25 protein-coding genes are annotated in these 24242 nt (G+C 34.5%); 7 read left to right on the forward strand and 18 right to left on the reverse strand.

Annotated features, from left to right (window positions below):
* Nucleotides 1-284 precede the first annotated feature (284 nt).
* Complete coding sequence (locus M2326_RS12380; protein WP_108739249.1) at nucleotides 285-485, reverse strand: hypothetical protein; 201 nt, start codon at nucleotides 483-485, stop codon at nucleotides 285-287.
* A 281-nt stretch (nucleotides 486-766) separates the two neighbouring features.
* The gene (locus M2326_RS12385) at nucleotides 767-1999 is read right to left on the reverse strand and encodes a 3-deoxy-D-manno-octulosonic acid transferase (RefSeq protein ID WP_264619874.1); all 1233 of its coding nucleotides are present in this window, start codon (nucleotides 1997-1999) and stop codon (nucleotides 767-769) included.
* Nucleotides 2000-2149: 150 nt separating this feature from the next.
* On the opposite strand from M2326_RS12385, the gene M2326_RS12390 reads away from it, so the two are divergent.
* The 3 genes from M2326_RS12390 to M2326_RS12400 all read left to right on the forward strand — a co-directional run bounded on the left by M2326_RS12390 (nucleotide 2150) and on the right by M2326_RS12400 (nucleotide 3809).
* Nucleotides 2150-3283 carry a DegT/DnrJ/EryC1/StrS family aminotransferase gene (locus tag M2326_RS12390; protein ID WP_264619875.1) on the forward strand — a complete coding sequence of 378 codons (1134 nt, stop codon included), beginning with the start codon at nucleotides 2150-2152 and terminating at the stop codon, nucleotides 3281-3283.
* Nucleotides 3284-3435: 152 nt separating this feature from the next.
* Entirely contained in the window at nucleotides 3436-3633 is a 198-nt protein-coding gene (locus M2326_RS12395) for a hypothetical protein (protein ID WP_264619876.1), read from the forward strand.
* Complete coding sequence (locus M2326_RS12400) at nucleotides 3621-3809, forward strand: hypothetical protein (protein WP_264619877.1); 189 nt, start codon at nucleotides 3621-3623, stop codon at nucleotides 3807-3809. Before M2326_RS12395 ends, M2326_RS12400 begins: the two co-directional genes overlap by 13 nt.
* Nucleotides 3810-4015: 206 nt before the next feature.
* On the opposite strand, the gene fabD is transcribed toward M2326_RS12400, so the two are convergent.
* The 9 genes from fabD to M2326_RS12445 all read right to left on the reverse strand — a co-directional run bounded on the left by fabD (nucleotide 4016) and on the right by M2326_RS12445 (nucleotide 12102).
* Nucleotides 4016-4888, reverse strand: coding sequence for an ACP S-malonyltransferase (gene fabD, locus M2326_RS12405; protein ID WP_264619878.1), 873 nt, complete (start codon nucleotides 4886-4888; stop codon nucleotides 4016-4018).
* 132 nt (nucleotides 4889-5020) lie between these two features.
* Nucleotides 5021-5737 carry a pirin family protein gene (locus M2326_RS12410; RefSeq protein ID WP_264619879.1) on the reverse strand — a complete coding sequence of 239 codons (717 nt, stop codon included), beginning with the start codon at nucleotides 5735-5737 and terminating at the stop codon, nucleotides 5021-5023.
* 130 nt (nucleotides 5738-5867) lie between these two features.
* Entirely contained in the window at nucleotides 5868-6188 is a 321-nt protein-coding gene (locus M2326_RS12415; protein ID WP_264619880.1) for a UPF0158 family protein, read from the reverse strand.
* Between the two features lie 178 nt (nucleotides 6189-6366).
* Nucleotides 6367-7509 (reverse strand): hypothetical protein, encoded by a 1143-nt coding sequence (locus M2326_RS12420; RefSeq protein WP_264619881.1) that lies wholly within the window; start codon nucleotides 7507-7509, stop codon nucleotides 6367-6369.
* 305 nt (nucleotides 7510-7814) lie between these two features.
* A complete protein-coding gene (locus M2326_RS12425; protein WP_264619882.1) occupies nucleotides 7815-8390 on the reverse strand; it encodes a Crp/Fnr family transcriptional regulator in 576 nt (191 codons plus the stop codon).
* A gap of 116 nt (nucleotides 8391-8506) precedes the next feature.
* The gene (locus M2326_RS12430; RefSeq protein WP_264619883.1) at nucleotides 8507-8767 is read right to left on the reverse strand and encodes a hypothetical protein; all 261 of its coding nucleotides are present in this window, start codon (nucleotides 8765-8767) and stop codon (nucleotides 8507-8509) included.
* 21 nt (nucleotides 8768-8788) lie between these two features.
* The gene (locus M2326_RS12435) at nucleotides 8789-9250 is read right to left on the reverse strand and encodes a ferritin-like domain-containing protein (protein ID WP_264619884.1); all 462 of its coding nucleotides are present in this window, start codon (nucleotides 9248-9250) and stop codon (nucleotides 8789-8791) included.
* A gap of 160 nt (nucleotides 9251-9410) precedes the next feature.
* On the reverse strand, nucleotides 9411-11270 hold the full coding sequence (locus M2326_RS12440; RefSeq protein ID WP_264619885.1) for a peptidase U32 family protein: 1860 nt from the start codon (nucleotides 11268-11270) through the stop codon (nucleotides 9411-9413).
* 469 nt (nucleotides 11271-11739) lie between these two features.
* On the reverse strand, nucleotides 11740-12102 hold the full coding sequence (locus tag M2326_RS12445; RefSeq protein WP_264619886.1) for a DUF983 domain-containing protein: 363 nt from the start codon (nucleotides 12100-12102) through the stop codon (nucleotides 11740-11742).
* A gap of 89 nt (nucleotides 12103-12191) precedes the next feature.
* On the opposite strand from M2326_RS12445, the gene M2326_RS12450 reads away from it, so the two are divergent.
* The 3 genes from M2326_RS12450 to M2326_RS12460 all read left to right on the forward strand — a co-directional run bounded on the left by M2326_RS12450 (nucleotide 12192) and on the right by M2326_RS12460 (nucleotide 15912).
* On the forward strand, nucleotides 12192-13052 hold the full coding sequence (locus M2326_RS12450; protein WP_264619887.1) for a helix-turn-helix domain-containing protein: 861 nt from the start codon (nucleotides 12192-12194) through the stop codon (nucleotides 13050-13052).
* A gap of 405 nt (nucleotides 13053-13457) precedes the next feature.
* A complete protein-coding gene (locus M2326_RS12455) occupies nucleotides 13458-14003 on the forward strand; it encodes a LemA family protein (RefSeq protein WP_264619888.1) in 546 nt (181 codons plus the stop codon).
* A 1-nt stretch (nucleotide 14004) separates the two neighbouring features.
* On the forward strand, nucleotides 14005-15912 hold the full coding sequence (locus M2326_RS12460) for a DUF2207 domain-containing protein (RefSeq protein ID WP_264619889.1): 1908 nt from the start codon (nucleotides 14005-14007) through the stop codon (nucleotides 15910-15912).
* 144 nt (nucleotides 15913-16056) lie between these two features.
* Here the strand turns inward: M2326_RS12460 and M2326_RS12465 are convergent, their stop codons facing one another.
* The 6 genes from M2326_RS12465 to M2326_RS12490 form a co-directional block, all read right to left on the reverse strand.
* Nucleotides 16057-16509: a ferritin-like domain-containing protein gene (locus M2326_RS12465; protein WP_264619890.1), complete on the reverse strand. Its 453-nt coding sequence runs from the start codon at nucleotides 16507-16509 to the stop codon at nucleotides 16057-16059.
* A 269-nt stretch (nucleotides 16510-16778) separates the two neighbouring features.
* Nucleotides 16779-17207, reverse strand: a complete 429-nt coding sequence (locus M2326_RS12470; protein WP_264619891.1) for a DoxX family protein — start codon at nucleotides 17205-17207, stop codon at nucleotides 16779-16781.
* A gap of 609 nt (nucleotides 17208-17816) precedes the next feature.
* Complete coding sequence (locus M2326_RS12475; protein WP_264619892.1) at nucleotides 17817-18206, reverse strand: VOC family protein; 390 nt, start codon at nucleotides 18204-18206, stop codon at nucleotides 17817-17819.
* 241 nt (nucleotides 18207-18447) lie between these two features.
* A complete protein-coding gene (locus tag M2326_RS12480; RefSeq protein ID WP_264619893.1) occupies nucleotides 18448-18951 on the reverse strand; it encodes a hypothetical protein in 504 nt (167 codons plus the stop codon).
* 337 nt (nucleotides 18952-19288) lie between these two features.
* Nucleotides 19289-20479: a pyridoxal phosphate-dependent aminotransferase gene (locus M2326_RS12485; RefSeq protein WP_264619894.1), complete on the reverse strand. Its 1191-nt coding sequence runs from the start codon at nucleotides 20477-20479 to the stop codon at nucleotides 19289-19291.
* A 69-nt stretch (nucleotides 20480-20548) separates the two neighbouring features.
* Nucleotides 20549-21646, reverse strand: a complete 1098-nt coding sequence (locus M2326_RS12490; protein ID WP_264619895.1) for a fatty acid desaturase family protein — start codon at nucleotides 21644-21646, stop codon at nucleotides 20549-20551.
* Nucleotides 21647-21757: 111 nt separating this feature from the next.
* Between M2326_RS12490 and rsmG the strand changes: the two genes are divergently transcribed.
* Nucleotides 21758-22387, forward strand: coding sequence for a 16S rRNA (guanine(527)-N(7))-methyltransferase RsmG (gene rsmG / locus M2326_RS12495; protein WP_264619896.1), 630 nt, complete (start codon nucleotides 21758-21760; stop codon nucleotides 22385-22387).
* A gap of 193 nt (nucleotides 22388-22580) precedes the next feature.
* Here the strand turns inward: rsmG and pruA are convergent, their stop codons facing one another.
* Nucleotides 22581-24209 (reverse strand): L-glutamate gamma-semialdehyde dehydrogenase, encoded by a 1629-nt coding sequence (gene pruA, locus M2326_RS12500; RefSeq protein ID WP_264619897.1) that lies wholly within the window; start codon nucleotides 24207-24209, stop codon nucleotides 22581-22583.
* Between the last annotated feature and the right edge of the window lie 33 nt (nucleotides 24210-24242).

A 24242-nucleotide genomic window follows, 5' to 3' on the forward strand; every position in this document is an offset into this window, starting at 1 on the left:
TAATAATGATAACTTCATAATTGAAGACTAGCAACATGCAGACTTTAAGTCTGACAACCAAATCTATGGACTTTAAGTCCATAGTGGTTTAGTTTTATTATGTTGATCTTTTGGGGGTAAGTTTGTAGTGGGTTTTATTATTTGGTATGTAGGCAACGAGTTAGTGATGTCTTAATTGTTGGTTTAATTTGGTATGGTTTAAGTAAAGAGGAGTGTTTAAAAGTTATAAGCAAAAAAAAAGCCATCTAAAAGATGGCTTTGATTTTTCTAGAATAAATTCTTGATTAGTGAGCAGCAGGTGTTTCAACTTCAGTAGTTGTAACAGTAGTGTCAGCAGCTACAGCAGCAGTATCAACAGATACAGTGTCAACAGTTACAGCAGTTGTGTCAACAGCTACAACTTCTTCAGCAGCAGCGTCAGCTTTTTTACAAGATACAACAGTCAAAACAGCAACTACAGCTAAACTTAAAAATACTTTTTTCATCTTACTTTAATATAAAAGGTTAATTATTAATTCGGAGCAAAGATATAAAATAATTGATATGTAAAATATTTTTTTAATTTTTTTTTTTAAAATTTATTGAATTTTTAGTTTGAGGCCTTGTTTTTAGGGATAAGTGCCTTACGTTTAGGGTTTAAAAAAGAATAATTTATTTTTAAAATGAGGTCAAATAGGCTACTTTATCCTCCAATTCATGCTTTAAATGGGGTTGTTTCAGTGGTGTTTTTTTACAATAATAGTCTCCTTGCCCTTGGGTATTTTTCTTATTTCAAAATAGTGTTCATTATGGCTGTAGTAGCGCCTTTGTTTTGTTGTATAAATTGACGGCAAATTATTCCTTTCTCTTTTCGAATGATGTCGTCATTAAGGAGTGTGTCTAATGTAAGTTGCAAGGCTACTTCATTCGTGATAGAGAGGCATCCTTTTAATTGAACTAAGGCAGTTGCTTCTGCAAAATGAGAATAATTGCTACCAATAACGATTGGAACTCCAAAAGTAGCAGGCTCCAGAATATTATGTACGCCAGGATTTCCAAAACCGCCTCCTACGTAAGCAATGTCCGCGTAACTGTATATTTTTGTTAGAATTCCAACCGTATCAATGATGAAAACATCATAGTCTTCTAGGTCATACTCTGTCATTTCAGAATAAAGAATCGTTTTCTTTGTTATACTGGATTTTAAATGCTGTATTTGGTCTGTCTTAATATTATGTGGTGCGATAATAAATTTGACATTTTGAGTGGTGTTATTGATGTAGGGAACCAATAGCTCTTCATCTTTTGGCCATGAGCTGCCAATGACAATGGTGGCAATGTTGTTCTTGAAAGTTTCAATAAAGTCCAATTGATTCTCTTTTTCTATAATTGCAGCTACTCGGTCAAATCGAGTATCTCCCGATACAATTACATTACTGAATCCTAATTGGTCAACTAACTTCTTAGAATTTTCGTTTTGGACAAAGAAGTAAGTGAAAGTTTCTAGTGCTTTTCTATAAAATCCACCGTACCATTTAAAGAATAACTGTTTTTCTCTAAAAATGCCTGAAATCAAATAGGTTGGAGTTTTTTGTTTTTTTAGAACGGATAAATAGTTTATCCAAAATTCATATTTGATGAAAAACACCATCTCTGGATGCACTAGAGTAATAAATTTTTTAGCATTCGATTTACTATCTAAGGGCAAGTATAAGGTGAGGTCGGCAAATGTATTGTTTTTTCGCACTTCAAAACCAGAAGGGGAGAAGAAGGTAATGATGATTTTGTGTTTTGGGAATTTTTCTTTTAATTTCTCAATTATTGGTAACCCTTGCTCGTATTCTCCCAGGGACGCGGCATGAATCCATATCGTTTTGTCCGATGGTTTTATTTTTAGCGAAAGCGTTTCAAAAACATTTTTTCGTCCAGTTACAAATAATTTTATTTTGGGGCTAAATACTGCAATTATTTTTAATAAAAAGGAAGCAATGACAATAATAAGGTTGTAGAGAAAATGCATTCGATATTTTTTTGGGCTAAAATACGTTTTCTTTAGTTTAATTGCATTGGTTTGAAATCAATAATCCTTATTTTTGTTATCCTTTAAAGAAAGTAGTGCGTTTTTGCGGATGTAGCAATTTCTAACTTTCTAACTATAAATTCAGTGTAAATGAAGAAAATTCAAATGGTTGACCTAAAAAGTCAATACGATAAGATTGCAGATACTGTTAATGCTTCGATTCAAGAAGTTTTGAATACCAATACTTATATTAATGGACCACAGGTTCATCAGTTTCAAAAAGGGCTAGAAGATTATTTGGATGTAAAACACGTTATTCCATGTGCTAATGGTACCGATGCTTTACAAATTGCCATGATGGGTTTAGGTTTGCAACCTGGTGATGAGGTTATTACTGCCGATTTTACTTTTGCAGCTACTGTTGAGGTGATTGCCTTATTGCAGTTGACACCCGTTTTGGTTGATGTTGACTTGTACAATATGAATATTTCGATCGAAAGAATTAAAGCCGCGATAACACCAAAAACAAAAGCGATTGTTCCAGTACATTTGTTTGGACGAGCTGCTAATATGGAAGCGATTATGGCTTTGGCCAAGGAGCACAATTTATTTGTAATTGAGGATAATGCACAAGCCATTGGAGCTAATTGTAAATTATCGGATGGTACAAAAAAGAAGGCTGGAACTATCGGTCACGTTGGAGCAACTTCATTTTTTCCGTCCAAAAACTTAGGTTGTTATGGTGATGGTGGAGCAATTTTTACGAATGATGATGCTTTGGCACATACGATACGTGGAATTGTAAATCACGGAATGTATGAACGTTACCACCATGATGTTGTAGGCGTAAATTCTCGTTTGGATAGTATTCAAGCTGCGGTCTTGAATGCAAAATTACCTTTGTTGGATACCTATAATAAGGCTAGACAAACGGCAGCAATGAAATATTCAACAGCGCTTGAAGGTCATAAAAATATTATTGCACCCACTATTTGTGATATTTGCGATTGTCATGTATTCCACCAATATACATTACGAATTGTCGATGCAGATCGAAATGGACTAATGCAACATTTACTGGATAAAGGGATTCCATGTGCGATTTATTACCCGATTCCATTGCATTTGCAAAAAGCATACGTAGATGTTCGTTACAAAGAAGAAGATTTTCCGGTTACTAATCAGTTGGTGAAAGAAGTGCTTTCGTTGCCAATGCATACCGAATTGGAAGACGATCAAATTGAATTTATAACAAACAGTGTATTGGAATTCTTGAACAAGTAAAAATTTCAAACTAAATATAAAATTATCCCAAAGTACAGTACCTGTGTTTTGGGATTTTTTGTGTTCAAATATTTTGTAAATTTGCTTTTTAATGCGTTTTATATGAAGTGTATAGCGTCTTTTTATAATTACAAAAAAATCATTCAATAGCTATGAGTACAGAAAAAAACAAAAAACAGTCTTCAGAGGTAAAAGAACCCACTGTTGCCTACACTGGTTCTCAATCGAAAATTGCTTTGGCAGATCAAGAGGGCTTTGATTTTGACGCTGAGTTTGCCAAAGGATATACTCCAGAGGAATTTAAACAAGAAATGTTTAAGAGAATAAAAGCATATCCGTGGAAAAAGTGATTTTTAAAGAAGGTGTGCTCCAATACTTTGATGATTTGGTAGTTGTGCTATTTAGAAATGACTATTTTGCTTATCTAGAGAACGCAAACAAGTACATGGAAAAAATTGTCGATTTTGCTACTCATGAAATTTTAGCTTTCCACCCAAAAAAACGCCAAAAAAGCTTAGTAATTTAGGTTCTAATTATATTTTTTATAAATCAAATGCAAGAACCACTTGGTTTATCTTTTTCGAAAAAAAAGAGAATAGTTATTTGATTACGGGAATAATAAATAACCATTGCATGGAAGCAAAAGAGCTTTAAAGAATAAAATCCCCAATAACAGTTTTTGTTCTTGAGGATTTTTATTTAAATATATTCAACGGATTACTGAACAGTTAATTATGCGTTTGCAGTAACTGCTTCCTTATTAATTTTTCCAATCAATCCAGTTAATACTTTTCCTGGACCTACTTCGGTAAACAAAGTTGCACCATCCGTAATCATTTGCTGCACAGATTGTGTCCATTTTACAGGAGCAGTCAATTGAATGATTAAGTTTTTCTTGATTTCATCAGCATCAGAAACAGCTGAAGCCGTTACATTTTGATAAACAGGACAAGTTGGAGTAGAAAAAGTTGTTGCCTCAATAGCAGCGGCCAACTCTTCACGTGCGGGCTCCATCATAGGCGAGTGGAACGCACCACCTACAGGTAATAACAATGCACGTTTTGCACCTGCTTCTTTCATGGCTACACAAGCCGCTTCAACTGCTTTAAATTCTCCTGAGATTACCAATTGACCTGGGCAATTATAGTTTGCTGCAACGACAACACCATCAATAGAAGCACAAACTTCTTCGACTACATTATCTGCCAAAGCCAAAACTGCAGCCATAGTAGACGGAGTGATTTCGCAGGCTTTTTGCATCGCTAAGGCGCGTTGCGAAACTAGTTTAAGCCCATCTTCAAAAGACAAAGTTCCATTGGCTACCAAGGCAGAAAATTCTCCCAATGAATGTCCAGCTACCATTTCTGGAGTAAAATCTTCTAATGTTTTTGCAAGGATAACCGAGTGCAAGAAAACGGCTGGTTGGGTAACTTTGGTTTCTTTTAATTCTTCTGCCGTACCTGTAAACATGATGTCTGTGATACGGAAGCCTAGTATTTCATTTGCTTGTTCGAATAATTCTTTAGCAAGCGGTGAGTTGTCGTATAGATCTTTACCCATTCCGGTAAATTGTGCTCCTTGTCCAGGAAAAACATATGCTTTCATAAAATTTTTTTTTAATGTTTGAAGTTTTAAGTTGCGAACTAAAAACTGGTTGCAAAAATAGTATTTTTTTTAGGAGCACCAACATTTTAAACTTCGAAGGGTTTTAAACCCTTCGAGGGAGACTTAAACTACTTACATTTTCATGGGGATATCCATGATTAAAAATCGTGCTGCCGTTTGTGCTTTTATGTCTAAAGTTTCAAAATCAGTAATTCCAATAGCGTCTTTGGTATTTAATTCTTGTCCATAAACAGTTATGCTCCCGGAGATTACAATGAGGTAAACTCCGTTTCCAGCTTTTTTAATCGAATATGTTTTAGAAAAATCAGCATCAAAATCGGCCATGAAAAACCAAGCATCTTGATGGATCCAAATGCCTTCGTCATCTGCATTTGGAGAAAGTATTTGAGCAAAATTATTTTTCTGTTTCGATTGATCTAGTGTGATTTGTTGGTAACGTGGTGTAACCTCTTGTTTATTTGGGAATAACCAAATCTGAAACAACTTTGTTTGTTGGTCGGTATTGGGGTTAAATTCAGAATGTTGAATTCCAGATCCTGCGCTCATTACTTGAACGTCTCCGCTCTTGATGATAGAACTCGTTCCCATGCTATCTTTATGAGCTAAATCGCCTTCAAACGGAATCGTAATAATCTCCATGTTTTTGTGCGGATGCGTTCCAAAACCCATTCCAGCTGCAATAGTATCATCATTCAGAACACGAAGAACACCAAATTGGTTTCTGTCTGCATTATAATAATTTCCAAAACTAAAGCTATGATAAGCATTTAGCCATCCGTGGTTAGCGTTTCCTCTTGTATCTGCTGTGTGTAAAACTGTAGTTGCCATGACTTTATAATTTAGTGATTATTGTTATACAAATTTACGACAGGAGGAAGGGTTTGTCACTTAATGTAGGTTAAGAAGTGGGTCAATGTTTATAATAGTAGAAATGTTTGGGAAAAGAATAAAAAGTATGCTATTCCTCTAAATCCCTTTCTACTTGGTCTTTTACCCATTTTTGCATCCAACTACTTTTAAAACTAAACCAATCATCTCTGTAATCCGAATTATCGATACAGGTTTTAAAATTCGAAAATGGTTTTTCACGTTCTAAGGCCGTTTGCAATTTAATTCTAAACTTTTCATCGATTTGAGCAGTGTTTGCAAAATCTTCCATAATTTTAAAGGAATCCCGAGTTTCTTGCTTTTTAATTTCGTGATAATCGTCAGAATTGTTTTCTAGCTCGTTTAATACATCTTCAAAAAAATCTATGGCATAATCATCATCTAACTCCAAATCATCAGGAAAAAAACAAGAGTTTGTTCGTTTTGATATTATGATAACATCGCATACCACAATCCATTTGCTCGGCTATTTCTTTAATTTCAGATTGGGTCAGATCTTTCATCAGTGCTATTTTAAAATTATTTTAATATACTAATTCTTTTTTAGAAGTTATAGGGTAGCCTAGTTTTCAATTTTTTTGGCGAGTAGTAACAGCCCAATTCTCTAATTGATTTGGATTATCAAGTACAGTTATTTGAAACAATAAACGTATTTCTTTTTTGTATTGGCTATCTCTTTCGATTAAAATTCTGAAAGAATATCCCCTTATCGTTTCTATAAATTTATCGGTTACCGGTTTTTGACTGTAATATCTCTCTGCTATTGTTGCTTCTTTTAGAAATTGTGTACTCTTGCTTAGAAATTTCAAAAATTGTATTCCAGCATTTTTTTTGAATTCGGCAGTAATAATTTGATTTTTAGAAATTTTGTATTTCTTTTCAAAAGTCAGAATCAAATTGTCACAACCTTCTAGATTTGCAGTAATAATAGTGTCTCCATTTTTAAAGGTTTCTTCTATGGTCTCGGTGTAATTGTGCATTTCTATACTTCTGACACGTTTTTCAATCTCAGGAATATCTTTAAAAATGGTCTTAGATTTTAATTTCGCCAATTTACAATCTGACAAGTAAGTTTCCTCATAGACGTTACCGTTTTTGTATACAAAAGATAACGAAGCTGATTCTAAATTATCTGGATCATAAGATCTAAAGTTTTGTGTAATGTCAATTTTAAATTTGTCATTTACAAATATAGCTTTGTCAATTATATTGTATGAAAATGGTGCGTAACCTAAAATGGAATGATACTCTGAGTAATTAGTTTCATCTTTCATGATGTAATATAAATATTCTTGATTGGAATTTGCGCTACCTCCTAGCATTCCTTCTGAATTCCTATTGATCACATAATCCATAATTCCGTCTTTATTGAAATCAAATTTTTTAATAATCGAAAATGATATAGTATACGAATCGCCATCGTTATCAAATGTAACTCGGTAGGGTGATTTGGTAACCTGTAGATTTGAATATTTTTCATAAGCAATTTCGTCGTAAATGAGTTTTTTTAAAAAATCTCGATTCCCATCAGGTAATTGTATTTTTTCTCCAACAATTTCTTTTTCCTCTTGTTCTGGATCTTGTATAGTTTCTGCTACAGTTACGCTATCTTTAGGTACCGTAGGAACATCTTTGACGATTTCCTTTTTACAAGAGATAGCAAATAAAGCTATTAGTAACAATACTGTGATTTTATTTGTTCGGTTTGACATATTATTTGAGCTAAAGGATTTTAATCGCAGCCGAATCATCTAGCTATACTACTTGATATTTGGTCGAAATGTATTGCAAATTAATAATAAATAAACCACAAACCTTTCAATCACTTGAAGAATTCATGGTTTTATGATTTAACAGTTTTTCTTTAATAATGCCTATAATTACGATTTAATGAATTCCTTATTCGTCCTAATACAAGAAAAACTACGCAACAAAATAAAACGTATTTTGCAAAATACAGTGGAAATTATAAGAATAGCGAAATTTAGCCAACAAAACGGCGACTAAAAATTGAAAATTATTTCCTCAATAACCGACTCTTCATTTTGCTAAAAAACTCTGGAGTAACGCCAATATAAGAGGCAATCTGTTTTTGCAGAATTTTATGTTGCAAGTCTCCATACTTTTTCTGGAATTTTTCAAAACGTTCTTCAGCAGAGAGACTGAGGTTGTCCATCAATCGTTCTTGATTGGCTACTAACGAATTTTCGATTAAGATTCTGAAAAGGCGTTCTGTTTTTGGAATTTCGCGGTATAGAATTTCTTGGTTTTTTTTCGATAAAATTACTATTTCTGCATCTTCTAGGACTTCTATAAATAAATTCCCTGGTTTTTGAGATAACAAACTATACATATCGCTTATCCACCAACCAGCACACGCAAAACTCATAATATGCTCTACAATGTTATCGTTGATATTAAAACTGCGCAAAATGCCAGTATTTACAAAATAGGAATTTTTACAAATTGTTCCGCTATTGTGAATAATGGTTTTGGCTTTAAAATTCCGTACTTCCGTTCGTGATAGAAATAAAACTTCCTCTTCCGGAGTTAATGAAATTAATTTGGCTATATTTTCAAGTATGCTATTCATTGAATCAAAAATACAACTATTTTTGAAGTTGGTAACAGTTGATGCAGACCAAAGTTAGTACAAAAAAAAACAGCAACTGTTATAGTTACTGTTTTAAGCATTATTTCGTATACAGACTACGATTCTTCCTGTTGATCGTAGTGTTCTTTTTGTTTTAATTCTTCTTTACGAACTGTTTTTTCATCGTAACCCAGATTTGTTTTTCCTTCGGTCAGTGGATCAATTTTGCCCTTTTTCAAATCGTCAATCAAATCTACCGGAATTTTTGTTTCAGAAAGTTCAGCAGTTTTTTGGTCAGCACCAATTGTATTGCTATCTTTCTTTAGTTTTAAATTTCCAGCTGTGGTATTTGCGGTTTTTTTATCTTGATTTTCCATGATAGTTATTTAAGGGTAAAATTATACGGATGCATTTTTCTTCAATTCTATTTGGTCTCGTGTACTTTCAATACTAGCCAATTGCTTTAAAATAATCGATGATAAAGGAGCTGTCAATTGCTCTTCTTTCAACGCAAGTTCATATTCTTCGATGGCTACTTCTTCTCCTGTGATACATGCATTGATAATCGAGTCTGTTCCACCACCTGTGAATAGTGATTTGATGTCTATCCACTTTCGGTGCAAAGCACCCATCGGGCCCCCTTCCGTATCGGTCGTTTTACCCAATTTATTTATTTCGTCCTGAAGTTCAATGATAAAGGAGGATCTTTCTCTTGCAAAGCCTAAAAAATCAACTTTTATTTGAGCGTCTTCTACTTGTTCTGCGGCATTAGTATATCCCAATTTTCCATCATCAAGTATAATGATTAATCTTTCTAATATATCTATTGTGCTTGCGCTTTTGCTATCTGAATTTTCCATGATTGTATTTTTTATTATTATCTACAAAGGTGGTTAAGTTATGGTTTTGTTGCCTTACAGAATTAAAACCATATTTTATATAATTTAAGTTAGTAGTGTTTTCGAAACAAAAAAAAACTGCTTCCGTATAAGAAGCAGTTTTGCAAGTGGTGTATAATTATTAGTATTCTTCGATTTCAAATTCGGCATCTTTCTCCCAAATTTCCATCTCACAAGGTTTACAGTTGAATTTTAATTTGTATTCCAATTCCCCTTGTTTTAATACCAAAGGCTCTTTTAGTTTTTCGCCCATAGTACTTTTTTGGTGAATTGGGCATTTCCCTAATTCATATTTAATACAATACTTGGTGGTCATTACACGTGATTTTCCAGGTTCCCATTGCAATTCAAATGCTTTTTCGATTTCCGTAACACCATGACGTTCATAGAATTTACGAGCCATTTTATTAGCCACATTATACATGAAATCCAATTTGGTTTCTGGATAAGGATGTGATGTTTTTACAATTTGATGTTCTTCACGCTTGTAATTTGTCAAACGAATAGTGGTCAATTGCTCAAAAGCTGTTCTACGCATTTCGTTGATTTTCGAAATTGGCATAAACCAGTTTTTGGTGAACATGACACTAATTTCGTCAGCTTTGTAAGGGGTGAATCCTGTTTTTGCCAATTGTGTTTTGATGTTGTCTTCCATCGATAGTCCCGTTTTGGTCTCGTCCTTATGGGAATCTAGTTGGACCGTACTCACATAACCATCTTCGTCAGTCACGATTAACTCAAAACCAGTTTCATTTTCGGTCAATAATAGGGTAGTGCCAATTTTTCGTACCGCACTATCCTCACGTTCTACCAATTTGATAAAGGCAGCATCATTATTTCGGTAAATATAAGTACCGTCTTTGATTTCTTTAAAAACGTTAGGATATGCCATACCGTTTTCGGCTTTGTTGACGTAAATCCCTTCGGCTTCATTTTCTTCGTTGATAAAACAAAGACCGTCACCATTGTTTAATAATTCACCATTTTCAATTTGGTATGCATTTCCAATTGTTTTGAGAAGTTTACCAATATATTGTCCTTTTGATTTTGGACTTTCCCAAGAACCAATAGATTGATCTCTTCCGTTTACAAAATAATCAGTGTACCCACGGTTAAAACTTTTGTTCAAAGCCGAATCAAAAGCAAACGTACAAGTACCAGAAGATGCCTTGGTATATTTATCACTTCCTATCAAAAAGCTGTCTAGCTTTTGACGCAAGTACGAAACATTATTTTTTACATAAACGACATCTTTTAGTCGGCCTTCAATCTTGAAAGAGATGACACCTGCTTCAATCAAATTCGGAATTTGATCGGATACATCAAAATCTTTAATAGAAAGTAAATGACTATTTTTTATCAATGTATCGCCATTACCATCAATCAAATTGTAGGGTAAACGACAGTTTTGAGCACAAGAACCTCTGTTGGCAGAACGTTCTCCATTGGCAACACTCATATAGCAATTTCCGCTAAAGGCTACGCAAAGTGCACCAGTTACAAAAAATTCCAATTCGACATCACTAGCCGAACTTATTTCTTTTATCTGGTGTAAATTCAATTCACGCGCCAAAACGACACGCTTGATTCCCGCATCTTTCAGGAATTTAATCTTATCGGCATCACGGTTATTGGCTTGTGTACTGGCGTGAATGACGATCGGAGGCAACTCCATTTCCATAATCGCCATATCTTGTACGATCAGGGCATCTACGCCAATATCGTACAATTCATATATCATTTTGCGACAAGATTCAAGCTCATTATCATACAAAATCGTGTTAATCACCACAAAAACCTGTGCATGATACAAATGTGCATATTGCACCAAAGCCGCCACATCTGCGATCGAGTTAGTTGCGTTGGAACGAGCTCCGTATAATGGAGCACCAATATAAACTGCATCGGCACCACTATTTATGGCTGCCATTCCGTGAAATAAATCTTTTGCAGGGGCTAGAATTTCTATTTTTTTCTTCATCTTATGATGATACTATTTTAATTACTACAACTTTAGGCTTTCGTTTTACACGAAAAAAAAGGTGTGCAAAGGTCTAATAAATTATTCAAGATTTCTAATTCAAAAGCCTATTTTTTGGAAATAACAGTTTGTTTTTGAACCCAACGAGCTATTTTCTTTTGTAGAATGCAAAAACTGAAGAATAAAATTGTAATTGTAGCAAGATTATCTTGACGTGCCCCCTTCGTAATCCCGATAGCTATCGGGACTGGGTCTGGCTCATACATTCCAATCTTTTTTGAGGTAGAAAAAGTCTCAAAAAAGGAATTTTGTCTCTATCCCTCATGCGAGCTTCAAAGTGGAGACTTTGAGTATTATTTAAAAAATTAAAAAGCATTTTATAGTTGCCAACTTTCTTTTTAAGAGTAGTCAGATGAAAATAACAACTGCTGATCAAAAAATAATGAATAGTAATTTAGTAAAACTAAATTTACATGGTATAATTCTTAAACATATACAACCACAACATACGTGATAATCGAATGTTAAATGAAGCCAGTCCAATAATCACCACGGCAATAATAGGAATAATTCTCAAGTCAAATCGAGCTGTAAAAAATTGTTGAGCTATAACATAGGTTGCAATAGATTCTGCTACCGTTAGACCGTAGTTCATGTACATGGCACCAAAAAAGTAACCAGGTTCTTTTTCAAATTTATAATTACAGTTTGAACAGTTTTTATTCATTTTTGGAAAGCCGATGTTCAAAAAAGGTGATTTCTCGTCAAAAACTTTGCCCTTATTGCATTGAGGACAAGTAGTATTCATGATGTTGATAAAGGTATTTGCCATGATCTTATTTTTTAACAAAGGTATTCCATGGTTGCGAAATAGCTATTTGTTATCTTCGCTACTTATAGCACAATAAAGACATTTCGAGTATGGAAAAATATCCTATCTATTCAATTCAACGTTTTAACTGCAATTCTGTTGAGGCTGATTTTTATGTGAATACCTTTCAAAATCACTTGGTAACCCATCCTTTTGTTGAACAAGCGCATCGTCATAATTTTTATCTTATGGCTTTTTTTACCAAAGGTTCTGGGATACATGAGGTAGACTTTGGTACTTTTGAAGTTCATCCCGGAAGTGTATTTCTGCTCCAACCTGGACAAATGCACCATTGGAGTCTGTCTGAAGATATTGATGGTTATGTCTTGTTTTATTCACAAGAGATGTATAATCTCTATTTTGGTGAGAAAGATATTGATGAATTTCCTTTTTATTTTTCCAATAGTGCCACACCCGAGATTGTCTTGTCGGATGCAGAAAGAATAAGTTTGACGCCTTATTTTGAAATGATTTTAAAAGAAAGTGCAACAAGCGAACTTTATAAAAAAGATAAAATCTTGAATTTGTTAGACCTTATTCATATCGATTTGGCAAGAAAGTACCAAGAAAATGTAGTGCCCGAATCCAATTCCTATAATGCCAAACTAAAAGAATTCAATCTACTGCTAGAAAAGAATTTTAGTACTCAAAAATCGGCTGCGTTTTATGCTGGCGCATTGCACATTACCCTCAAACACCTCAATCGCATTTGTAATGATACCATCAATAAAACCACTACAGAAATCATAGGGGATCGAATTATTCTAGAAGCCAAACGTATGTTGATAAATAAAAAGTTACTCATCAATGAAGTCGCTGCAAAAGTAGGCTATGATGATTACTCTTATTTTGTTCGGTTTTTTAAAAAAAATACAGGAATGACACCCAAAGAATTTCGGGCTAGTAGATAGATTTTGAAAATAATCAAAATTTGAGGTTTATAATTTTCTGTTTTTGTATTAAATCATAAAAATATAATATGTTTTATGCGTAAGGGATAGAGGCGGTATCCTCGTAGTGAAACGAAGAGATATAGCCGAAAGCCCGACCCTACTGAAACGGCAGTGGAAGTAGGGATACGCCCAAATTTAATTACAGAGTGCCATTATTTTGAATGTATTTTTGAGTGTCTTTTTGCTAAATAATTTTTAGTACAGCTGTTCCTTTTTTAATTTTTTTAATAAAAAGTAAGCATGTAGGTTTGAATTATGTATTTTCGATAAAATTTAAAGCGATTTTGATTGCTGTTTTTGTAAATATACAGGACAAGTAGAAGTCGTGAAAAAGGATTTATAAATTTAATTATAAAAATAAAAATGGTTGTAATTCTAATCTTTCTTTTTATTCTAGTTGTGTTGTTAATATTTACTTATAATGATTTTGTAAGCAAAAGAAACATGGTGGACGAGGCATTAAGCGGTATCGATGTGATTTTGAAGAAACGATTTGACTTGATCCCAAATTTAATCGAAACTATCAAAGGATATACCACGCATGAAAAGGACACTTTGGCTGAAATAGTAAACCTGCGTAATAAAACGGCAGCTTTTAATAATAATAGCGATAAAATGGAATTGGATGCAAAATTGAATCAAGCGATAACCAATATTTTTGCTTTGGCAGAAAGCTATCCAGACCTAAAGGCCAATAGCAATTTTCAGAGTTTACAAACCGATTTACTAGGTTTGGAAACAGACATTGAACGCGCCAAAAGATACTACAACGGCACAGTGCGTGATTATAATAATGCTGTACAACGTTTTCCAGGTGTAATGATTGCAGGTAGTTTTGGCTTTGTGAAAAAAGATTTTCTCGCTTTGGAAGACATTTCAGAAAGAATAATGCCTAAAGTTTCTTTTTAATTTGAAAGCAAAATTTAAAAATATAATTGGATGTCTTGCAGTATTTTGCTGCTTTTTTTCGAATGCCCAAGAGAGGATTATTCGTTTTGATACCAAAATTCAAATCGAACATTCGGGAAAGATACAGATTACAGAAAATATAACCATTAAGGCCGAAGGAATTGATTTTGAGCATGGATTGCTTAGAGTTTTGCCATTGACTCGACCTGACAAAGAGGGTAATAAGATAGAAGTTCGGTACGATATTCAGTCAGTTAAAAAAGACGGACGTGAAGAAGACTATTTTACAAAAGAAAGCAATGGTTTTTGGAAAATTTATATTGGAGACAAAAACGTACAACTACAAGAGGGCATATATACGTATCAAATAATATATAGTTCGCCTTATCAAATAGGATACTTTGCATCTTTTGATGAATTGTATTGGAATGCAACTGGAACCGACTGGGATTTTCCAATTGATTTGGCAACTTGTGAGATATATTTACCGCAAAATAAGCAGCAGTTTAAAAATATATATAGTTATAGTGGTCGTTCGGGTACAACTACTTCACGGGTGATGAATGATTTGGTCAACAACAATTCCGTAGCTCGATTTGCAGTGCATGACTTGGGTTCACATGAAGGAATGACAGTCGCTGTTTCTTTTGCAAAAGGTATTGTTTTGCCTCCCAGTACATTGGTGAAGTCGGCCTCCTTCTATAAAGAAATAAAGGAAGAACTGTGGTCGGTGATTTTTGGAATTGGGACTGTTTTTTTTTGTTTCTACTTGCGACTAAGAAAACGGGATAATACTCTGATTAAAACAATTATTCCCGAGTTTCGACCTCCTTATGAATGGTCTCCTGCACTTGTGGGTTATGTGTATCAAAATGGAGTTGAAGATAAAGTCTATATGGCTTCTGTAGTGCAAACGGCAATAAAAGGAGTAATAAAAATAACCTCTAGTATCCAAAAAGATACGTTTACCTCCAGTAAGATCTATGAAATTGAGGTTTTGGATAAATCGCCAAAATCATTGACTGACGAGGAGGAAAACTTTTTTAAACCTATAGCCAAACGAAAAAAACTGTTGGTAAGCAAGGCATACTATCGTATTTTTGAACGCGCATACAATGGTTGGTACACAAGTGTTAAACATCAGCTGAAGTTGAAGGATTATCATGTGAGTACTACACTTGAAAAATGGATTGGCTTTGTACTTATGGCCAACATTGGACTGTTTTTTTTGATGCTCAGTAATACAAGTGGAATTATCAATTATAGTTTTTTCTTCTTTTTAATTTCGGGTTCAGTGACAGTAACATTGTGGTTACGTAGGGAACTAAAAGATTGGAGGTTTCAATTATTGCGTGGTTTTTTCTGCTTTAGTTTAATTGTTCCCACCCTATTTATTTATATAGGATCATTGTTTATGAGTTCGTTTTTAAAGCTGTTTATACAAGCTATACTTTTACTTGGTTACATTTTTTATAGGTTCAGCTTGGGGAAATACACGACTAAAGGTGCAGAAGTGATCCAAAGAATAGAAGGGTTTAAACGCTACCTTGAAACAGCCGAAAAGAATCGAATGAATATGCTTAATCCACCAGAACAAACACCAGAATTGTTTGAGGAATTATTACCGTACGCTATTGCTCTAGATGTTGATGTAGCTTGGGGGAACCAATTTGGGACGGTGCTCGAATTGGCGAAATATGATCCTGTTTGGTATGCGGGTGAAGAGGAATTTTATACATCGCCAACTCTTTTTGTTTCTAGCCTGAACAAAGGTTTCGCAGCTTCGAAAATAGACCCTACGCCTTCCAAAGGTTCGTCAAGTAATAGTAGCAGCGGAAGTAGTGGAAGTTGGAGTAGCGGAAGCTCTGGCGGAGGAAGTTCTGGCGGCGGCGGCGGTGGTGGCTGGTAGCCGGAGAGTAGGTTGTTACATTTTTATTGACTAGTATCGTTTCGTAAACTCAAAAGAGTAGTAGTTGTGATTTCTAGATAAAGAAAATACCTCAAGAAGTTTTCCTTGAGGTATTTTTTTATTTTGGAGATGTTTAGCTTTGGCCTATCTGTAATGGTTTAATTTTAGTAAAACAGCTTTGATGCTATTCAATTGCTTAGCAAGAAGTCCGATTTGGTTTTGATCCATTTCAATTTCCTTCAATGCCATTTCGTACTTATCGATTGCTGCTTCTTCTCCAGTGATACATGCGCCTACAATTGCCTCTGTATCACCACTTGTGAAAGATGATTTAATGTCCAACCAAGCACGGTGAAGTGCTCCCAATGCTCCACCACCAGATGCATCGGTTGATTTTCCTAATCGATTGATTTCGTCTTGTAATTCTACAATAAACAAAGCGCGTTCACGAGCATATTGTATAAAATCTCTTTTGATAATATCATTTTCTACGTGTTCTGCAGCACTAGTGTAACCTAGTTTTCCGTCTTCAAGAATTGAAATTAACCCATTTAATGTACTTACAATTGTTGTTCTTTTGTCGTCTGTATTTGTCATGATGTTTGTTTTTTGAATATTAATACAATACAAAGATGGGAACAGTATCCTGTTTTTATCTTACAGAATTTTCAGCTTTTTTTATAGAATTGTGAAGTAATTATTGAAATATATGTTTATGAGACCGCTGTAGTTTGTTGAAGTCTACTGTTTTAGTTTTTTTTTAGAGTAAAAGTGTGTTTGTTAGATGTAAAAGGCGGGTAGTGTGTGAATTGTCATTTTAAGGTATGAAGAGGGATATGGCATACGGCAATTCTGATCTATATTCATTACTGCTTGGCGGTATTGCCTTTTAATAACTGTTGTAAAGCTGTAGTCGACCAAAGTGCCCACAAAATAAGTACAGGTTGAAATAATAATCGGATGAACCTCTTTTGATCGGTATCCAAATCAAAAGCATTTATACCATTAGTGTATTGAGACAGGTTGCCAGGGAAAACCAAAACAAAAAATATAGCTAAAGCTATGCCGAATTTTACCCTGTGTTTTACTAGAAAAATTAGAGTTAAACCCAAGGCAATTTCTACTATTCCGGAAGATAGAACAATAAAATCAATAAAATGGCTGTCATTTGTTAGCCAAGTCGGAACTTGTGACATAAATTCTTGACGCTGAAAGCTAAGATGGCCTATACCAGCAAATATCATGATGGAGCCTAATAGGATTCTGAAAATATTTTGTATTAATGATGCTTTCATAGTTCAGTTTTAATTTATGGATTTTTATGGCGATTTACTTCGATTACTATCTTATTTGGTTTGATGTTATTGGCTTTAGTAAAAAAGAAATTAGTTTGAATGGTAAATGATTAGGATCTAACAAAGATAGTTTTACTTTTCTTTACTTTTGATTGTTAGTTTTAATTATATATTCCTAAAAAAAATTAAATTGCACAAGAAGTGCAAGTGTAATAGAGATAGAAGAGAAAGTTATGCAATAAAGGATTTCGTTGCTTTACTATTAATTTAATGTATATCCATAATTGAACATTATAAAAGAATCTCATACATGTATAGAATTCAACTATCTACAAACGGGATCTTTGCTAGGAACGAAGTAATGCTGTGAAAATAACGTTTCTGTAATTAGGTATTCAAATTTTAGATAAGAATGATATTGTCAAACTTGGTGTATATATTAAGTATGAGAAGTCATGAGACTTCGAGTATCCTGATCGTACTCGTATTATATTTCGGCATTTCTTGTGAAAATTTAATAAACTTGGTGTTCAGGAGCGAGATGCTTTCGCCCTTGTAATTAAAGGTATACCATTTTTTAAATAGACACTATCCAAATTATTTTATATTCTATTTCATAGAATGTATTCCTATCATGTTTCCTTCCGTATCAGTGGCAAGAACCATATTTCCATATTCACCTAGTGACATTTTAGATTTAACAATACAACCTCCTGCTTTTTCAATCCTGAGTTGTTCCAGACTACAATCTTCACTCATAAAATAAACAATAGTACTGTTGTTACCAGCCTTAAATCCTTCCATTTGTACAAGTGCACCAGTTGCTCTGTTTTTAGATTCCATATTTCCTGGAAAAAATAACATCTTCATGTTTTCACCATTGTCAGGTAATGGTAATTCAGTCATTGTGAAATCAAAAATGCTTTCATAAAACTTTCTTGCTCTTGTTAGGTCGTCCGTATAGATTTCGAACCAAACTACTGGATTTTCATTTTTCATATCAATCTTTTTTTAGTAAATAAATATATTTTTCAATCTAGGGATTGTAGAATGCTGGTTTTTAATGTTTTATGCTAATTTACGAAATAATATTTTAATTTAATTCTCAAGTAGTAGCATCATGATAATACCTACAATCGAAGTTGATTCTTTATTTTTTGTTGTCAAACTATGAGAAACTTTTCGTGCACGAGCGAGGCGATTTTATCAGTATGGGGCTCACAATGGTTATTGAAAGAGGCTATTTATTTATTTTTCTTAATTCGGCTATTTCATTTTCTAAATCGGATTTATCTTTTAATTTCCAGTTAGTTTGTATTTTCATATTTTGAGATTTTGATTGCTTTACGGGTGGTAGATCTGGAACTCTTGTTGAGGGAATATTTTTTTCAGGATTTTTGAAACTTCGAGTTAATCCGCAAGTTCTGATTTGAATTAGATTATCTGATTTGCGATTGGCATAAATCAACCACTTTCCACTTTTATCAATTACAGGTCCACACCATTGATTATTGATTCCGCGATAAATTTTTCCGTTTAAAACTCCTTTAAAAGATTCAATAACTTTAATTTCAAAAGTATTTTTTTTAGAATTAATTTTTAAAATTTCTCCGATAAAAATATATTTTGATTCCGTAAATTCTCTATTTTGAATTTCTTTTAGACTATTAGGTATTTTACAATCGCAAGCTAATGATTTACTTGAAATCAAAAAAGTCCAAAATATTATTGTTAAAATTTTCATTCTCGTTTTTTTTAAGCTTACCGCCAACTAGTAAATCTACGCAAGTTTATGCGTTTTTTTCTGAATCCATAAAACTTTAAACTAAAAATAAAGTTGAATAGCACCACAAAACTGCGTGAGGGATAGAGGCGGTATCCTCGTAGTGAAACGAAGAGATATAGCTGAAAGCCCGACAGCAGTAGCGAAAGGGGCTTTATACTCGCAAACAAAATTAAGCCTCTTTTGATACTGGTGGCACGCCCTACTTCGCCAAGCTCAGTATTCTTCAAGCTCAGTACAAAAAAAATGCCTCAAGAACTAAATCCTGAGGCATTGTAATCTATAATTGAAAAATGAATTAAGCCGCTAGAGCGTCTTTGATTCTTTTTAAAGCTTCTTTCAAAATGTCGTCGCTAGTTGCGTATGAGAAACGGATACAGTCTGGGTTACCAAAGGCGTCACCTGTTACAGTGGCTACGTTTGCTTCGGCCAAAAGGTACATCGATAAATCCATTGCATCTTTGATTTCAGTTCCTCTCAATGTTTTTCCAAAGAAAGAAGATACGTCTGGGAAAACGTAAAATGCTCCTTCTGGAACGTTGATTTTGATTCCTGGGATTTCTTGCAACAATCCAACTACCAAATCTCTACGAGAATGGAAAGCGTCTACCATGTGTTTCAAAACCGATGGATCTGCATCTACAGCTGTAATAGTAGCACGTTGTGCAGGAGAGTTTGGTCCAGAGGTAACTTGACCTTGAATTTTGGTACACGCTTTTGCAATAAATTCTGGTCCACCAATGTAACCGATACGGTAACCTGTCATAGCAAACGCTTTGGCAACTCCGTTTACAGTTATCGTTTTGTCAAACATACCTGGGATAGAAGCAATACTGCAAAAAGTTCCAGAAAAGTTAATGTGTTCATATATTTCGTCAGCAACTACGTAGATGTTTGGGTGTTTTGCCAAAACTGCTGCCAAAGCAGTTAATTCTTCACGGCTGTAAACAGATCCTGATGGGTTACATGGGGATGAAAACCACATCATTTTTGTTTTTGGTGTGATAGCTGCTTCTAGTTGTGCTGGTGTGATTTTGAAATCACTTTCGATAGAAGTAGGAACTGCTACCGGTACACCACCTGATAATTTTACGATTTCGAAGTACGAAACCCAGTAAGGTGCAGGTAAGATCACCTCATCACCGTCATTTAACATTACTTGCGCAATGTTGTATAGAGATTGTTTTGCTCCTGTAGAAACTACGATATTGGCTGGTTTGTAATCCAAGTCATTATCTCTTTTGAATTTTCTGCAAATAGCCTCTTTCAATTCACCGTAACCATCTACTGGAGAGTAGGTGCTATAGTTTTCATCAACAGCACGTTTTGCCGCTTCTTTGATGAAGTCTGGTGTATTGAAGTCAGGTTCTCCTAAACTTAAACTGATAATGTCTTTTCCTTGTGCTTTTAATTCGCGAGCCAATGCTGCCATTGCCAATGTTTGCGAAGTAGCCAAATTGTTAATTCTGTCTGAAAGAATATGGTTCATCAAAGTTGATTTAAAAGGCTTTAATTTCGATAAAGAAATCAAGGCGGTTAATGATTTATTTTTGTTTTATTATTGCGTAATTTCGGGTTGTACACCTAGATCTTTCAAATGTTTGACATGTGCGATTACAGCACTAATCATCGTTTTGTATTCAAAATAGGGTAGGTTGCATTCACTTGCAGTTTGTTTTACAAATTCGGCAATTTTTCCGTAATGAATATGACTTATGTGCGGATATAAATGGTGTTCTATTTGGTGGTTTAATCCTCCAGTATAATAGTTTACTAACCAGCTTTTTGGTGCGAAATTGGTGGTGGTGTACAATTGGTGTATCGCCCAAGTATTGCCCATTTCGTTCAATTCATTTGGTGTTGGATTGTCTGTTTCTTCAACAACATGTGCTAATTGGAAAACCATACTCAAAATGATTCCAGCGGTATAGTGCATAATAAAAAATCCAATTAAAACTTTCCACCAACTAAGTAAAAGTATTGGGATTACTAACCAAAAGGAGAAATAAACAATCTTAGAAATAACTAATCCTGTCCATAATTTTTTTGGATTTGCTGGTCCACCATAAGATAATTTTCTTTTTAGATAAGCACCCATTTGTTTAAAATCGGTCGTTAGACACCAGTTGATGGTCAATAATCCGTAGGCAAACAAAGCGTAATATTGTTGAAATCTGTGAAAACTATACCATTTGGCATGTTTAGTAAAACGAATGATTCGTCCAGCTTCTAGGTCCTCATCATGTCCAGGGATATTAGTATAGGTGTGGTGTAATACATTGTGCTGTACTTGCCAGTTGTATACGTTTCCGGCTAAGATGTAAATACTGCCACCCATGATTTTGTTTATCCAAGGTTTGGCCGAGTATGAACCGTGATTTCCATCGTGCATGACATTCATACCAACACCTGCCATTCCTACCCCCATTACAAAGCTTAATAGAAGGTGAATTCCAAAAGGCATTGTTGGTACTAAAAGAATAACAAAATAGGGTGCAAATAGCAACGTAAACATAATCGCTGTTTTGACGTATAATCTCCAGTTTCCTGTTTTTTTAATGTTATTTTCCTTGAAATATTCATTGACACGGGAGTTTAGAACTTTAAAAAATTTTAAAGCATCATGTCTAGGGAAAGTTGGAGGAGTAAGATTCATAAATAGTTTAGGTTCTAATAGTTTGCAAAGGTAATTATTAAAATTTTCAATTTGATAAATTCGGTTAATATTTAAGTTTTAAAAATAGTACTTTTGTTAAAAAATAAGATAATGGACGAGATTTTAAAGTATTTTCCCGATTTAACGGAGGTTCAGAAAGAACAATTTGAAAGGTTGGATTTTTTATACCACGATTGGAACGAAAAAATTAATGTGATTTCACGAAAAGATATTGATTCTCTATATACAAAACATGTGCTACATTCCTTAGGAATAGCTAAGATTATGAAATTTGAACCAGGAACTTACGTTTTGGATGTAGGCACTGGCGGTGGGTTTCCAGGGATTCCGTTGGCTATTTTGTATCCAGAAACTCGTTTTTATTTGATTGATATTATTGCCAAAAAAATAAAAGTGGTACAGGGAGTTGCTGAAGCTTTGGGGTTGAAAAACGTTAAAGCAGAGCAAATGAGAGCAGAAAACGTTAAGGGTGATTTTGATTTTATTGTAAGTCGCGCTGTGACTAATATGCCTGATTTTGTTTCATGGGTAAAAACGAAGATCAAAAAACAACACAAACACGAATTGAAAAACGGTATTCTGTATTTAAAAGGAGGAGATTTGACCGAAGAGTTGGCTGCTTTTCCAAGAGCAACAGAATACAATTTGGCTGAGATATTTGAAGATGGATTTTTCGAAACCAAGAAAGTAGTGCATTTGCCGCTTAAGTTTGTGGTGTGAAAATGGTTAAAGGTTTAGTTGTTTAAGCGTTTATAAATTTAAAATGCTGATAACTGTATTGAGAGGGGGATTCCCTTTTTTTGACCTTCGATAATAATAATAATAATAATAATAAGCCCACAAGATTTTAAAACTGGAATCTTGTGGGCTTATTTTTATTTTGTCTCTAGTACTTCTTAGCTCGTACTTTAAATTATTCTCCCAAAAATGGATATTTATAACTTTCGGGGCTTACAAAAACTTCTTTGATTGTTCTTGCAGACACCCAACGCAATAAATTTAGAGGTGATCCAGCTTTGTCATTTGTTCCAGATGCTCTAGCACCTCCAAACGGCTGTTGTCCAACTACTGCGCCAGTACACTTATCATTGATGTAGAAGTTACCTGCTGCATTTTGAAGTTTATGAGCTGCTTGCTCAATCGCATAGCGGTCTTGACTAAAAACGGCTCCTGTTAGAGCATATTCTGAAGTTTGATCTACAAGAGTCAATGTTTCTTCCCATTTAGCATCTTCGTAGATGTAGATGGTTACTACTGGACCGAACAATTCGGTTTCCATTGTAGCGTATTTTGGATTGGTGGTTACAATTACGGTAGGTTCTATGAAATATCCAACCGATTTGTCATAATTTCCTCCCACGATGATTTCGGCATCGCTGTCTTTTTTTGCTTGATCGATATATTTAGCAAGTTTGTCAAATGAGCCTTCGTGAATAACGGCTGTGATAAAATTACCAAAGTCTTCTGGTGATCCCATTTTAAATGATTTGACATCTGTGATTAATTGTTCTTTAATTGCTGGCCATAAACTTTTTGGTAAATAAACTCTAGAAGCTGCTGAACATTTTTGACCTTGAAATTCAAATCCCCCACGGACAATTCCTGTGGTGAGTTGCTTTACGTTGGCGCTTGGGTGAGCGATGATAAAATCTTTTCCACCTGTTTCTCCAACAATTCGTGGGTAGGTTTTATAATGGTGTATGTTGGTACCAATTTTTGCCCAAATATCCTTAAAAACATGGGTTGAGCCGGTGAAATGTACACCAGCAAAATCACGGCTCGCCAAAACGGTATCGGTAATCATTAAAGCATCTCCGAAAACTACATTGATAACGCCATCAGGAACACCTGCTTCTTTGAAAACTTCGATTATTATTTTTGCTGAGAATACTTGACTGTCGCTAGGTTTCCAAACGACCACATTTCCCATCATGGCAGCACTCGCAGGAAGATTTGCTGCAATAGCAGTAAAATTGAATGGCGTTATGGCATACACAAATCCTTCTAATGGGCGGTATTCCAAGCGATTCCAAGTTGAGGAATCAGAGTTGGGTTGGTCAGCATAAATTTGGGTCATGAATTCGACGTTAAATCGTAGAAAGTCAATCAACTCACAAGACGCATCAATTTCTGCTTGGTGAATGTTTTTGGACTGCCCAATCATGGTAGCGGCATTGATTCGTGCTCTGTAGGGACCAGCGATTAATTCTGCAGCTTTTAAGAAAATAGCGGCACGGTGTTCCCAAGCCATATCTGCCCAAGCCGTGCGAGATTCTAGTGCATTAGCAATAGCTTTTTCAATCTGTGCTTTTTCGGCTAGATGATACGTTCCTAAACAATGTTTATGGTCGTGAGGTGAGGTGATGTTTCTAGTATTTCCTGTTTTGATTTCTTCGCTTCCTATGTATAGAGGGACCTCTATTTTGGAATTCCACATTTTGGAATACGCTTCTTGAACGGCTTTCTTTTCAGGTGAGTTTGGGGCATAACTTTTAACAGGCTCATTTACTGCCTTTGGTGTTTTGAAAAATCCTTTTAGCATGACGTTTATTTTTTCTTAATTTGAATATTTGTG

It is taken from the genome of Flavobacterium psychraerolatum, from assembly GCF_025960985.1.
GTDB lineage: Bacteria > Bacteroidota > Bacteroidia > Flavobacteriales > Flavobacteriaceae > Flavobacterium.